Source organism: Qipengyuania sp. JC766, assembly GCF_040717445.1.
In the GTDB taxonomy this organism is placed as follows: Bacteria; Pseudomonadota; Alphaproteobacteria; order Sphingomonadales; family Sphingomonadaceae; genus JC766.
In genome coordinates this window covers 1945415-1957606 of sequence record NZ_JBFEFL010000001.1, presented here as the reverse complement: position 1 = coordinate 1957606, position 12192 = coordinate 1945415, and the positions used below count along the sequence as shown (strand labels likewise).

The 12192-nt window shown below is 67.3% G+C and carries 13 protein-coding genes; 2 read left to right on the top strand and 11 right to left on the bottom strand.

All coding sequences use genetic code 11. From position 1 onward, the window contains the following. Nucleotides 1-23: 23 nt before the first annotated feature. The 5 genes from AB1K63_RS09365 to ispG all read right to left on the bottom strand — a co-directional run bounded on the left by AB1K63_RS09365 (nucleotide 24) and on the right by ispG (nucleotide 4020). The gene (locus AB1K63_RS09365) at nucleotides 24-743 is read right to left on the bottom strand and encodes a murein L,D-transpeptidase catalytic domain-containing protein (RefSeq protein ID WP_366959840.1); all 720 of its coding nucleotides are present in this window, start codon (nucleotides 741-743) and stop codon (nucleotides 24-26) included. Between the two features lie 123 nt (nucleotides 744-866). Continuing rightward, entirely contained in the window at nucleotides 867-1430 is a 564-nt protein-coding gene (locus AB1K63_RS09360; protein ID WP_366959839.1) for a TIGR02281 family clan AA aspartic protease, read from the bottom strand. Between the two features lie 23 nt (nucleotides 1431-1453). Beyond that, nucleotides 1454-2362 (bottom strand): histone deacetylase, encoded by a 909-nt coding sequence (locus AB1K63_RS09355; protein ID WP_366960686.1) that lies wholly within the window; start codon nucleotides 2360-2362, stop codon nucleotides 1454-1456. A gap of 37 nt (nucleotides 2363-2399) precedes the next feature. Then, nucleotides 2400-2864 carry an MgtC/SapB family protein gene (locus AB1K63_RS09350; protein WP_366959838.1) on the bottom strand — a complete coding sequence of 155 codons (465 nt, stop codon included), beginning with the start codon at nucleotides 2862-2864 and terminating at the stop codon, nucleotides 2400-2402. Between the two features lie 4 nt (nucleotides 2865-2868). Next, a complete protein-coding gene (gene ispG / locus AB1K63_RS09345) occupies nucleotides 2869-4020 on the bottom strand; it encodes a flavodoxin-dependent (E)-4-hydroxy-3-methylbut-2-enyl-diphosphate synthase (protein ID WP_366960684.1) in 1152 nt (383 codons plus the stop codon). 196 nt (nucleotides 4021-4216) lie between these two features. Here ispG and AB1K63_RS09340 point away from each other — a divergent pair, with 196 nt between their 5' ends. Continuing rightward, nucleotides 4217-5215, top strand: a complete 999-nt coding sequence (locus AB1K63_RS09340; protein WP_366959836.1) for a zinc transporter ZntB — start codon at nucleotides 4217-4219, stop codon at nucleotides 5213-5215. A 24-nt stretch (nucleotides 5216-5239) separates the two neighbouring features. Here the strand turns inward: AB1K63_RS09340 and AB1K63_RS09335 are convergent, their stop codons facing one another. Genes AB1K63_RS09335 through AB1K63_RS09325 form a run of 3 tightly spaced genes read right to left on the bottom strand, consistent with a single transcriptional unit; the run spans nucleotide 5240 to nucleotide 8046 of the window. Next, nucleotides 5240-6196 (bottom strand): SDR family NAD(P)-dependent oxidoreductase, encoded by a 957-nt coding sequence (locus tag AB1K63_RS09335; protein WP_366959835.1) that lies wholly within the window; start codon nucleotides 6194-6196, stop codon nucleotides 5240-5242. A gap of 24 nt (nucleotides 6197-6220) precedes the next feature. Next, entirely contained in the window at nucleotides 6221-6733 is a 513-nt protein-coding gene (locus AB1K63_RS09330) for a GNAT family N-acetyltransferase (protein WP_366959834.1), read from the bottom strand. Nucleotides 6734-6789: 56 nt separating this feature from the next. Further along, on the bottom strand, nucleotides 6790-8046 hold the full coding sequence (locus AB1K63_RS09325; RefSeq protein ID WP_366959833.1) for a mechanosensitive ion channel: 1257 nt from the start codon (nucleotides 8044-8046) through the stop codon (nucleotides 6790-6792). A gap of 156 nt (nucleotides 8047-8202) precedes the next feature. Here AB1K63_RS09325 and AB1K63_RS09320 point away from each other — a divergent pair, with 156 nt between their 5' ends. Further along, nucleotides 8203-9297 carry an isoaspartyl peptidase/L-asparaginase gene (locus AB1K63_RS09320; protein ID WP_366959832.1) on the top strand — a complete coding sequence of 365 codons (1095 nt, stop codon included), beginning with the start codon at nucleotides 8203-8205 and terminating at the stop codon, nucleotides 9295-9297. On the opposite strand, the gene bla is transcribed toward AB1K63_RS09320, so the two are convergent. The 3 genes from bla to AB1K63_RS09305 are packed head-to-tail and all read right to left on the bottom strand — an operon-like array spanning nucleotide 9294 to nucleotide 12186. Continuing rightward, nucleotides 9294-10202 (bottom strand): class A beta-lactamase, encoded by a 909-nt coding sequence (gene bla / locus AB1K63_RS09315; protein ID WP_366959831.1) that lies wholly within the window; start codon nucleotides 10200-10202, stop codon nucleotides 9294-9296. The genes AB1K63_RS09320 and bla overlap by 4 nt on opposite strands. Continuing rightward, nucleotides 10199-11107, bottom strand: a complete 909-nt coding sequence (locus tag AB1K63_RS09310) for an RDD family protein (protein ID WP_366959830.1) — start codon at nucleotides 11105-11107, stop codon at nucleotides 10199-10201. The genes bla and AB1K63_RS09310 overlap by 4 nt, the downstream gene beginning before the upstream one ends. Next, nucleotides 11104-12186 carry a stage II sporulation protein M gene (locus AB1K63_RS09305; RefSeq protein ID WP_366959829.1) on the bottom strand — a complete coding sequence of 361 codons (1083 nt, stop codon included), beginning with the start codon at nucleotides 12184-12186 and terminating at the stop codon, nucleotides 11104-11106. The genes AB1K63_RS09310 and AB1K63_RS09305 overlap by 4 nt, the downstream gene beginning before the upstream one ends. Nucleotides 12187-12192 lie beyond the last annotated feature (6 nt).

Sequence of the window (12192 nt, the reverse complement as noted above, 5' to 3'; positions counted from 1 at the left end):
CGTCACGCACTTAAAGCCCGGTGTCAGTAGACGCCGGGCTGCAGGATTTCCCCGTATTGCGGCGGATCGCTTTGCAGCGGTTCCACATTTTCGGCCGGCTCGGGTGCGGGCGGCGTTACCTTGCTACCGTCGGGCGCGAGGCCGAGACTGCCCGCCCACAGGACCGCTCCGCCGCCAAGCTCGTACAAGGCCGTCTTGAAGTCCGCGTCACCCATGGCGAAACAACCGTTGGACCTGCCGAGACGGCCCCAGCGTTCCAGGTGGGATCGCTCGGCATAACCGGCCCGATGCATGACGATGGCACGGTCCAGAGCGTTGTTGTTGGTGGGATCGAGGCCGTCGAGCCGGATCGAGGTGCCGTATTTCCCCGTGTACCAGCCATAGGTAACGAACGTGCCCTCGCACGAGCAGTGCGAGCCATACTCGTTCGAATACCAGTTGAGCCAGCCATCGTGTTCCGGATCGGAACCATCGCCATGGCTGACGAGATAGCTGTTCACTTGCCCCCGAGCGAGATCGACGAAGTGGAACCGTTCTTCCGAGGAACGAAGGCCGTAATCCACCACGCCCACGATGTCGCGCCGCCACAACAGGTCGCCGGCTTTTTCGACCTGCTCGCGCGCGATCGCCGCCAGTGCGGCGTCGCGGGGGTTACCCGTGCGCGCCTGCGCGGCGACGGTCGGAGGGAGTGCGAGGGTCGCCCCGGCGGCCAGCCCTGTTTTGAGGAGATCACGTCTGTTCATAGGCGGATCATAGCATAAGGCCGGCTAACGGGTTCGTGAACGCCAAATCATGCGGCGTTGCGCCCGCCCGTAACCTTCTGTCCTGCAGGCGGAACGCTTGGTCGGCATCCCGAAGCTTGCCGATCAGTCGCTGAGGACCATCCGCTCGCCCTCGATCTGCACCTTGCCGACCTTCTGCAGGAACGACTGTCCCAGGAGCGATACGCCGAGCCCGTCCGGAATGATGGCTGCCTCGACGTTTTCGGCCACGTGGCCACCGAGTTCCACGCGGTCGAGGACCACGGGGACACCGCGGACGGCGCCGCTGGCGCCCTCGCCGATATGCGAGAGGTCGCTTTCGTCCCAGAACAGTCCCATCGCCTCGGCATCCTCGCCCGTCAGCGCCAGGATGCTCGCGCCCGTGTCGACAAGGAAGCGGTAGCTACCGCCGTCAACGCGGACGTCGGCGTAGAAATGCCCGTCGTACTCGCGCTCCAGTACAGTCTCGCCCGCGGCCCAGCCCGGCCCGGCGGAAGTACGCTCGACGCGCGGAGAACTGCTGGCGTTGCGGAAGAAGGCCGATTCCGCTTTCGGCTTCGAGGCGGGAGCGGCGGCCGCCGGCGATCCCGTGTCCTCCGCCGGCATGGGCACGAGGAACACGGCGAAGGCGCAGACGAAGATCGCACCGAGGGCATATTTCTCGACCATCGTCCGGCCATAACCGACCCGCCTTAAGCGGGCGTAAAGCGCGGCGCTTCGAACTGCGCATTGGCCAGCGCCATGGCGATCATCGAGCGCGCATGCCGGTCAGCCACCACGCGCTGGTCGGACCCGTATCCCCCGCCGAGCGCGCTGGCGACGGGCAGTCCGCGCGACCGCGCGCTTTCCACCACGAACCGGTCCCGGCGCGCCAGACCGTCATCGGTCAGCGAGAGGCGCCCCAGCCGGTCGTCGCGATGGGGATCGACGCCTGCCTGGTAGAACACGAAATCGGGCTCGAACTCGCGCATGGCGGGGAGCAGCGCTTTCTCGAGAGCTTCGAGATAGCCGTCGTCGTCGATCCCGTCGGGCAGCGGGACGTCGAGGCTGGAGCGCGCCTTGCGGACCGGGAAGTTCTTCTCCGCGTGGAGCGACAGGGTGAAGACGTCCTCGCGCCCGGCGGTCAGCGCGGCGGTGCCGTCACCCTGGTGGACGTCGCAGTCGACGATCAGGATCCGCTGCGCATGCCCTTGCGCGATCAGGCGGTTGCTGGCGACGGCGAGGTCGTTGAACACGCAGTAGCCAGCCCCTGTATCGTAGAGGGCGTGGTGGCTGCCGGCGGCACTGTTTGCGGCATAGCCGTGGTCCATCGCCAGCCGCGCGGCGAGCCAGGTGCCGCCATTGGTGTGGCGCACGCGGCTCGCGATGCGCGGCGTGACCGGGAACCCGATCCGCCGTTCCTTGTCCCGCGGTACCTCGGCGGCGAAGACCTGCGCCACGTAGTCGGGGTCGTGGACGGCCTCCAGCCATTCGCGCGGCATCGGGTCGGGCGCGTGCTCCGTCACGGGATGGCCGCTTTCGCTTGCCCATTCCCTCAGGGCCACCATCACGAGCTGGTACTTGTCGAACTTGAAGGTCCCGCGCTCGGGCGGCGGGGCCATGTAGTCGACATGGTGGACGACGTGCAGCACGTCCGGATCAGTCGCGCAAATGGGTGGCGGACTTCTCCAGCCGCTTCACCACCAGCATCACGAACAGGCCTAGCGCGGCGGCCAGCCCGACCAGCACGTACTGCCCCGCGCCGCAGGCAATGCCGATCGTGGCGGTCAGCCAGATGTGGGCGGCGGTGGTCAGGTTGCGGATGTTACCCTGCTTGAACACGATCAGGCCCGCGCCGATGATACCGGCGGCCGTCGCCATGCCCTCGATCACGCGCAGCACGTCCATCCGCTGTCCCTGAGGGTCGAGCTGCCCGGTAAGGAGGATCGCCGTCAGCATGACGAGCGCGGCGCTCAGCGCGATGACCGCATGGGTCCGCACGCCGGCCGGGTGGTTGTCCGTTTCCCGCTCGAAGCCGAGCAGCATGCCCACGCCGGTCGCGACGCCCAGTCTCAGCGCGGCTTCGGGCAGGATCTCGAACGTCAGCAGGCTCTCGTTCAGCAAGCGCCTACTCCGCCGCTTCCGCTGCGGGTGCGTTGTGCGGATCGAAGGCCTGCGCCTCGCCCGCCTCGATTGCGGCGGCCTTCTGCTCCACCAGCTTCACGATGTGGTCGAGCATGTCGTTGTCGGCCACGTGATGGTCGGTCACGCCGGACAGGTACACCATGTGCTTGCCCTTGCCGCCGCCGGTGATGCCGATGTCGGTCTCGCGTGCCTCGCCGGGGCCGTTGACCACGCAGCCGAGGACCGACAGGCTCATCGGCGTCTTGATGTGCTCCAGCCGCTCTTCCAGCGCCTCGACCGTGCGGATCACGTCGAAGCCCTGGCGGCTGCAAGACGGGCAGGAGACCACGCGCACACCGCGCGTGCGCAGGCCCAGCGCCTTCAGCATCTCGAACCCGACCTTCACCTCGCGCTCGGGCTCGGCGGACAGGCTCACGCGGATGGTGTCGCCGATCCCGGCCCACAGCAGGCTGCCGATGCCGATGCTGGACTTGACCGTCCCGCCGATCAGGCCGCCCGCCTCGGTGATGCCGAGATGCAGCGGGCAGTCGACCGCCTCGGCCAGCCCGTGATAGGCGGCCACCGCCAGGAAAACGTCGCTCGCCTTCACCGCGACCTTGAATTCGTGAAAGTCGTGGTCCTGCAACAGCTTGATGTGGTCGAGCGCGCTCTCGATCAGCGCTTCGGGGCAGGGCTCGCCGTATTTCTCCAGCAGGTCCTTCTCCAGGCTGCCCGCGTTCACGCCGATCCGTATCGCGCAGCCATTGGCCTTGGCGGCGCGGACCACTTCGGCCACGCGCTCCGAACTGCCGATATTGCCGGGATTGATGCGCAGGCAGGCCGCGCCCGCGTCCGCCGCTTCCAGCGCGCGCTTGTAATGGAAGTGGATGTCCGCGACGATCGGCACCTGAGCGGCGCGCGTGATCTTGCCGAAGGCCGCGCTCGCCTCTTCGGTCGGGACGGAGACGCGGATGATGTCCGCGCCCGCATCCTCGCACCGGCGAATCTGGTCGATGGTCGCCACCGCATCCTCGGTCGGCGTGTTGGTCATAGTCTGTACGGTGATCGGCGCGCCGCCGCCGACGGGCACGTTGCCGACCATGATCTGGCGCGATTCGCGCCGTTCTATCGTGCGCCAGGGGCGGATGTGGTTCATCGGTTCGTCTTTCGTACGGTACACTTGGACCGCCTGGACCACAGTCCAGGAGAATTAAAACTGGCTGGGCTAAAAGGCCCGCCGGGCCCACCCATGTGGGGGCAATGCTGCGGATTTGCGACCGGCGCCATGGCCGGGCCCTTAACACGTGCGCCGCGTGTAGGAAATCGCGCTTTCTTGGGGCATGGTCGGGCGCATGAACGATCATACCGATACGCAGGACGATACCCCGCTGCTGTTCGCCCGGGCGCTGGACGGGCAGGGCGGCGGCCGCGTGCTGGACTGGGCCGGGGCCCGGTCCTGCCAACCCACGGCGCAGGAGCCGGTCCTCTGGATGCATCTCTGCCGCAACCGGCCCGGCGTCTACGAATGGCTGCAGGAGCAGGTCGGCATTCCCGAACCGACCGCCGAACTGCTGACCAGCGACCAGACCCGCCCGCGCGCCTTTCGCGAGAAGAACGCGCTGGTGGCAACCTTGCGCGGCATCAACTTCAATCCCGGCGCGGAGCCGGAGGACATGGTTTCCATGCAGGTGTGGAGCGACGGGGTGCGGGTCATCACCCTGCGCCGGTTCCCGCTACAGACCCCGCGCGACGTGCTCGCGCAGATCGACCAGGGAGCCGGGCCGACCGATGCAGGCGCCATCGTCACCCAGCTGACCGAGGCGATGGTGGCGCGCATGAACCAGTCCATCATCGACATGAACGACCAGATCGACACGCTGGAAGAGCGGGACATGGACGACGACCCGGACGACATGCTGAACCGCATCGCCACCATCCGCCGCAATTGCCTGGGGCTGCAGCGGCACATGGGACCGCAGCACGTGGCGCTGGAAGCGATCAGCCGCGATGCGCCCGCCTGGTTCGAGGAGCACGACCGGCGCGAGATCGCGGAGACGATCGACCGCCTGCGCCGCTATCTCGACGATATCGACGTCAGCAAGGAAAGTGCGGTCGTGCTGATGGACGAACTGCGCACCCGCGCGCTCAGCAGCAACGAACGCGCGACCTACATGCTGACGATCGTGGCCGGGATCTTCCTGCCGCTGGGCTTCCTGACCGGGCTGCTCGGCATCAACGTGGGCGGCATGCCGGGCGTCGACAGCGGCAACGCCTTCTGGTGGGTCGCCGGCATCTGCGCCGCGATCATCGTCATCCTGCTGGTGATCTTCAAACGCCTGCGCTGGCTCTGACGGGCGCGCTTCCGGCGCGCCGGATCAGGGCGCGAAGCTTTCCCCGACCATCCGTTCCGACAGCGCCCACAGCCGGTCCGCCTTGTCCGGATCCAGCGCGTAGGAGCGCACGCCGCCCTGGGTGCTCTCGTCGTCCACCGGGGCAACTTGGCAATCCTCGCAATAAAGGCCGCCCTTGCCTTCCAGCTCCTCGGTCGTCGCCGCCCAGCACGTGGTGGCCGCGCCCTGCGGGATGGTCTTGAAGCCTTCGCCGCCCTGGCTGGCATTGTCCTCCATGCGCTTCTTCATCCAGCGCATGTCCTCTTCCGTCATGTGCCGGCCCAGATTGGTCATGATCCCGCCGGGGTGAAGCGCGATGGCGTGGATGCCTTCGGGCCCGAAGCGCTTTTCCAGTCCCACGGCGAACTGGATGTTGGCGGTCTTGGACTGGCCGTAGCTCTTCCACTTGTCGTATTCGCGGTCCTCGAAATTCGGATCGTCGAAATGCACCTCGTCCAGATGGTGCCCCCGGCTCGACAGGTTGACGATGCGCGGCGCCTTGCCCTTGCGGACCAGCGGCATCAGCTCCTTCGTCAGCAGGAAATGGCCCAGATGGTTGGTGCCGAACTGGCGCTCGAACCCGTCCGCGGTGGTGTCCTTGGGGCAGGCCATGACGCCGGCATTGTTGATCAGCAGGTCGATCTTCGCCAGCCGGTCGCGCGCTTCGGCCCCGCAGGCGCGCACGCTGCCAAGCGAGGCGAGGTCGCAGGCGACGAATTCGATGGAATCGTTACCCGTTTCGCGCTTCAGTTCGGCGACTGTCGCTTCGCCCTTGTCCGCATCGCGCCCGGCGATGACCACATGCGCGCCCCTGTCCGCCATGGCCCGCGCGGTCTCCCGGCCCAGCCCGGAATACCCGCCGGTGATGAAGGCGGTACGGCCCGTCAGGTCCTTGCCTTCCAGCACGTCGTCCGCAGTGCTTTCGAAACCGAAATCGCTCATGGGTTCTCTCCTTGAAGGCTTGGGTCAGAGGCGCAGTTCGTAAAGGAATTCGTCGTCCCGGTGGTCGCCGACCCAGAAGTCTATGTCGGCGATCTTGGCAAATCCGTAGCGGGCATAGAAGCGCTGGGCGCCGTAATTCTCGTTCCAGACCGACAGCTGGATCGCATCGTGCCCCTCGTCGCGCGCGTAGGCCAGCGCCCAGTCCATCAGCGCCGCGCCGATCCCCTGCCCGGTGCGGGCCGGATCGGTGTAGAGCTGGCCCAGCGCGATCGGGTTCGCCGCATCGGAATATTCGGCATACCAGCTGGGCGCGCGCATCTTGACGAAACCGGTCAGCGCATCGCCGTCGAAGGCGAGCCTGTGGGTGCAGAAATCGTCCTCCACCTCGCCGCGCACGGCGTCTTCCGAATACACTTCTTCCAAGAAATTGCGCAGGTCTTCGGGACGGTAGAGATGTTCGAACGCAGCGCAGAAGCTGTCCCGGCCCAGTTGCGCGAGGGCGGGGACATCGGACGAAGAGACGGGGCGCAGGATCATGTGACCCTGCGCCCCTATCTTTCCCGCTTCCCGGTGGGAAGGGTTCGCGTGCCCGATCAGGCCCCCGGGGGCAGCGGATCGTCGGACTTGGGCGCGGCGGGCGGGGCGGGCTTGCGCGGCGGCTGCGAAGCCGGCGGCGTGCCGTCACCGATCGCGTGGCCGTTCTCAAGCTTTTCCAGCTGGCGGGCGGCCCATTCGCGGCCGCCGAGACCGAAGGCCAGCGCGCCCGCCACCGATGCGCCGATCACGATGGCGCTGAAGGCGGTGCCGGTGATGACTTCGCCCACGCCCGTGAAATTGAGGCCCATGAAGGTGAACAGGAAGATCGTGGCATAGCGCACGATGGTGGCCGCAGTGCTGCTGCCTTCCTCGCTGCCCGCGATGAGGCGGGCGAGCAGGTTGGCGATCAGGAAGCCGAAGCCGATGACCACCGCGCCGAACACGACGCGTCCACCCAGTTCGAGGACCTGGTCGAGGATCGCGGTCAGTTCCGGGAAGCCCAGCAGGCGGGTGGCGGCGATGGCGAAGAAGATGATGATCGCCACCTGCACGATGCGCGAAATGATGCTCGACGCGCTGGTGCCCGTTCCGACGAGGCCCGTCGCCTGCAGCGACCGGTCAACGCCCAGACCCGGCAGCACTTCTTCCAGGATCTGCACCACGAACCGGCTGATCAGGTAGCCGATGCCGAGCAGCAGGGCGGCGCCGATGATGTTCGGGATGGCGGCCAGGATCATGTTGAGCATGTTGCTGGCAGGGCCGCTGATCGTTTCGAGATCGAGTGCATCGAGCGCCAGGATGGCCACCGGGATGACGATCAGGACGTAGACGATCGTGCCGATGGTCTTGCTGATCGCGGTGTTGCCCGTGACGTCGTCGATGCCGCCGCGATTGGCCCACTTGTCAAAATTGACCGTGGCCAGCGAAGTGACGACGAGATCGCGCACGATCCCTGCGACCATCACGCCGATGAAGAAGATCAGCGCCGCCCCGATCAGGTTCGGCACGAAGGCGACGATGTTGTTCAGCAGGTTCTGGATCGGGCTCATGACGCCGCCCAGTTCGAGGACGGTCAGCACGCCCAGGAGGCCGAACAGCCAGATGAGGAGGGAGATGATCTTGCCCAGCGATTCGCCCAGCGATGCCCCGCTGCTGGTGTCGCGCTGGAGGAAGGCGATGTTGTCGACCAGTTTGGCAAAGGCCCACTTGGCCGCCTTGGCCAGTATCCAGGTGACAATCAGGATGGCGATGACGAAGACTGCCTTGGTCAGCAGCTCCATCGCCAGATCCTCGTTGAAGCGATATCGGTTCATCGTCGTTTCTCCCCGTTTGCTGTCGCCCCCGGACTACCACAGACGGGCGGCAATCCGAAATTCCAGCCGATTGCGCCCGCCGCGCTGTGTGCGCTAGCAGGGCTCATGGGGAGAATCCGCATGTGCCGTTTTCGTTTCATTTTTCTTGCTTTTTCCTTGGTTCTGGCGCCGGCGGCCCTGGCGCAGGAGGCTTTGCCGGACGAGGATCCGCGCTGGTCGATCGCGATCCATGGCGGGGCGGGGACCATCCTGCGCGAGAACATGACGGCCGAGCAGGAGGCCGAGTACCGCGCCGCGCTGCAGGCCGCGCTCGATGCGGGCGCGCGGGTCCTTCGCGAAGGCGGCAGCGCGATGGACGCGGTGAAGGCGGCGATCGTCCCGATGGAGGATTCGCCACTGTTCAACGCTGGGCGCGGGTCGGTCTTCACCTGGGACGGCCGGATCGAGATGGACGCGGCGATCATGGACGGGCGCGACCGGAGCGCAGGCGCGGTGACGGGCGTGACCTCGATCCGCAACCCGATCCTGCTGGCCGATGCCGTGCGCGACGACGGGCGGCACGTGTTCCTGAGCGGGGCCGGGGCGGAGCAGTTCGTGCGCGACATGGCCCCCGGCATCGCGACCGAGCCGCCCGCCTATTTCGAGACCGACCGCCGGCGCGAGGCGCTGGAGCGGATGAAGGCGGACCGGCTTTCCGCGCAGGACGTGGACCACAAATACGGCACGGTCGGCGCGGTGGCGCTGGACATGGACGGCAACCTCGCCGCAGGCACCTCGACCGGCGGGATGACCGGCAAGCGCTGGGGCCGCATCGGCGATGCCCCGGTGATCGGCGCGGGCACCTACGCCGACAATCGCAGCTGCGCCGTCAGCGCGACCGGCGCGGGCGAGTATTTCATCCGCGTGGGCGTGGCGCAGGAGATTTGTACGTTGCTTAAAGTGGGCCGTACGATGGACCCGGAGGCGGTAGCCTCCGCAATAAGCAAAGCGATGAACAGTCCCGAGGACGCAGATAAATCGATACCTCTGGTCGAGTTAATCGCTATCCCCGTGGCACCTGAAGTTACCCAGCACATCTCCGACAGCGTCATGGCCGAGGTGAAGGAACTCGGCGGCGATGGCGGGGTGATCGTCGTCACGGCGGAGGGCCATACGATCTTCAGCTTCAACACGCCCGGCATGTATCGCGGCCGCGCGGACAGTGCGGGGCTGAACGAGGTCGCGATCTACGGCGAGGACGCGGCGGACTAACTTCCGGCCAGCGCCGCGAAGCGCGCCAGTACCGTTCCGACTTCCGCGAAGACGTTCTGCGCCACGGGATCGACCGTCGCGTCGGTCCCGGCGGAGCGGAAATAGGCGGCGAACACGATCGGCGGGCGGCCGGGCGGCTGCGCGAAACCCACATCGACATAGATGCTGCGCATGTCCGGCCACAGGCTGGTCCCGGTCTTGTCGCCCGCGACCCAGCCCTGCGGCAGGCCCGCGCGCACGCGCTGCAGACCGGTCTGCGTGTCGATGGTCCACTGCCTCAGCATGCGCCGGTCTTCCGGCGCCAGCACGTCGCCTGTCAGCAGCTTCGCGACCGTCATCGCCATCGCGTCGGGCGTGGTCGTGTCCATGATCTCGCCCGGCGGCACGTGGTTCAATTCCGGCTCGTAGCGGTCCAGCCGGCTGCTCTCGTCGCCCAGCGCGCGCCAGAACCGCGTCAGTTCCTCCGGTCCACCCAGCCGCTTCAGCAGCACGTTCGCCGCCGTATTGTCGGAGGTTTTCTGGGTCGCCTCGGCCAGTTCCAGCGGCGTCGCCCCGCGCGCGGTCCAGCCTTGCGTCACCGGCGAATATTCCACGAGGTCCGTCTCGCTCCAGCGCAGGGTCTCGTTCGCGTCCAGCGTCCCGGCCCGGATCCGCTGCATGACCAGCGCCGCCAGCGACAGCTTGAACGACGAACAATGGGCCACCCGGGCGTAGCCGGCATGGGACAGGCTGCGCCCGCTGCCCGTGTCGAGGATGGAAACGCTCAGCGTCCCGTTGCCCCGCAGCTCCGCCGCCGCCAGTTCGTCCCGCAGCGGGCCGAGCCCGTCGCTCCCGCCCGGCGTCGTGCAGGCGGCCACGCCCAGCGCGCCGGTCCCGGCGAGGAAATGTCTGCGCGACAGCGTCACGAGTATTTGTCCGCCTTGCGCTTGCCGAAGCGCATGTCGTTTTCCAGCCTGGCGCGCAGCTGGGCGTAGAAGCTTTCGAGGAAGGCGCGCTCGTCCCCCTTGCCGGGGTTCCAGCCGATCTTGTTGCAGATCGCGTCGGTCACCGCGTCCATCGCATCGGGCCGCCCCTCGCGCAGCACCCGTTCCAGCGTCTGCAGTTCGTATTCGCCGTAAACGGCCAGCTCCTCCTCGCCGAATTCGTATTTCGCACCGGTCACCGCACTCTTGCCCGCGCGTGCCGCGCCTTCGGCGGACAGGGCGTCGGCCAGCTTTATCTTCGGCTTCTCGACCACCCATGTGCCGGCGATGACGTCGCCCGCGCGCAGCGCGTCCTTGTTGAAGAAGGGGAACAGCAGGAAGACCAGGAACCATGCCAGCCCGGCCCAGCCCGCAGGCCCGCTGCCGCCGAAGAACGAATTGGTCATGATCAGCACCAGCGGCAGGAACAGCTCGATGTCGCGCACTAGGTTACGCGCGATCACCGCTTCGGGCGTCAGCCGGGTCCCGTCGCGCGCGGCCACGCGGATGCCGACCGCCCGCTTGCCCCAGGTGGCGCCGCGCGGGCTCAGTTCCATGATCATGAAATAGCCGTTCCAGGCGACGAACCAGAACAGCGTCCACAGGATGACGATGAATTCGCCCGAACCGTTGATCGAACCGCTGAGGCCGAGCCGGCTGTAGAACGTGCCCAGCAGCAGGGTGAACAGCACGGCGCCTGCCATCAGGATGAAGTAGTCGAGTATGAACGCGCCCGCCCGCGCGCCGCGCGTCGCCACGGTGAAGGGCAGGGCGACGCCTTCGGGCGTGATCCGCGTCCGGCGGCGCTTGGCGGTGTGTGCCAGATGGGGTGCGAGGACGTCGCTCATGCCGTTTCCTCCTTCGGGCGACCGCGGCCGAAGGCGAAGAAATAGGTCAGCCAGAAGATCAGCATGAAACCGCCCAGCAGCGCCCGCGTCTCCGCCGTCGCCATCTGCCGCGGGAAGGCTTCCAGCAGGGCCGCGAAGATCAGCATGATGGAACAGCCGACCAGCACCATCGCCCCGCGCCGGCCGCCTTCGGCCGTCGCGTTGAGGATGGTGCGCCGGCCCGGGAACGCCATCTTGCGCCCGACGTGAAGGCCCGCCGCGCCCGCCAGCAGGATGGCGAAGAATTCGGTCGTGCCGTGGACGGCCAGCCAGGCGGCGAATTCGGGCAAAAGGCCCTGGCTGTTGTAGAGCCACAGCATCGCGCCCAGCACCGCCATGTTGTAGATCAGCAGCAGCAGCGTGGGCACGCCGAACGCGAAGCCGAGCGCGAAGGCGAGGATGCACACGCCCGTATTGTTGGTGAAGAGCTGCGCCGCGAAGGCGGACATGCCGCCTTCGTATTCCGTCACCGCCAGGCTTTCGCGCAATACCTCGCGGCTGGCCCCGGGCTGGCGGCTGTCGGTGAATTGCGAAGGCACCAGCGTGTAGAACCATTCCGTATCGCGCGCGACCAGCAGCCAGCCGACCACCGTGCCCGCGACCATGACGGCAAGCGCGATGCAGATTTCCAGCCAGATGTCGCGCACCGCCTGGCTCAGCCCGCCACCCAGGAACCCGCGCAGCCAGCGGACGAAGCCGACCCGGGGGCCGTAAACCTGGAACCAGGCGCGCTGCACCAGTGATTCGAGATAGGCGATGGTCGCCGCGTCGAGCGAGGTCTCGCGCGCGACGGCAAGGCTGGACGCGGCGGTACGGTAGAGGGCGGGGAGCGCCAGCACGTCGTCGTCCGAAAGCTTGCGCAGACGGCCGCTCTCGATCCGGTCGAGGATCGCTTCCAGCCGCCGCCAGTCGTCCTCCCGCTCGATCCGGAACCGGTCGGACCGGAGCGCCGCGACCTCGATCGCGCTCGGTGCCTCGATCGCGGCCGAAGGCGCCTCGCCGCGGACGGCGGGCCGGATGGTTGCGCTTGCTGAGGCCATGCCGGT

Bases quoted from the DNA above. Each gene is read 5' to 3' on its own strand.
- AB1K63_RS09365 (WP_366959840.1), bottom strand. From the start codon at position 743: ATGAACAGACGTGATCTCCTCAAAACAGGGCTGGCCGCCGGGGCGACC.
- AB1K63_RS09360 (WP_366959839.1), bottom strand. From the start codon at position 1,430: ATGGTCGAGAAATATGCCCTCGGTGCGATCTTCGTCTGCGCCTTCGCC.
- AB1K63_RS09355 (WP_366960686.1), bottom strand. From the start codon at position 2,362: ATGGCCCCGCCGCCCGAGCGCGGGACCTTCAAGTTCGACAAGTACCAG.
- ispG (WP_366960684.1), bottom strand. From the start codon at position 4,020: ATGAACCACATCCGCCCCTGGCGCACGATAGAACGGCGCGAATCGCGC.
- AB1K63_RS09340 (WP_366959836.1), top strand. From the start codon at position 4,217: ATGAACGATCATACCGATACGCAGGACGATACCCCGCTGCTGTTCGCC.
- AB1K63_RS09335 (WP_366959835.1), bottom strand. From the start codon at position 6,196: ATGAGCGATTTCGGTTTCGAAAGCACTGCGGACGACGTGCTGGAAGGC.
- AB1K63_RS09330 (WP_366959834.1), bottom strand. From the start codon at position 6,733: ATGATCCTGCGCCCCGTCTCTTCGTCCGATGTCCCCGCCCTCGCGCAA.
- AB1K63_RS09325 (WP_366959833.1), bottom strand. From the start codon at position 8,046: ATGAACCGATATCGCTTCAACGAGGATCTGGCGATGGAGCTGCTGACC.
- AB1K63_RS09310 (WP_366959830.1), bottom strand. From the start codon at position 11,107: ATGAGCGACGTCCTCGCACCCCATCTGGCACACACCGCCAAGCGCCGC.
- AB1K63_RS09305 (WP_366959829.1), bottom strand. From the start codon at position 12,186: ATGGCCTCAGCAAGCGCAACCATCCGGCCCGCCGTCCGCGGCGAGGCG.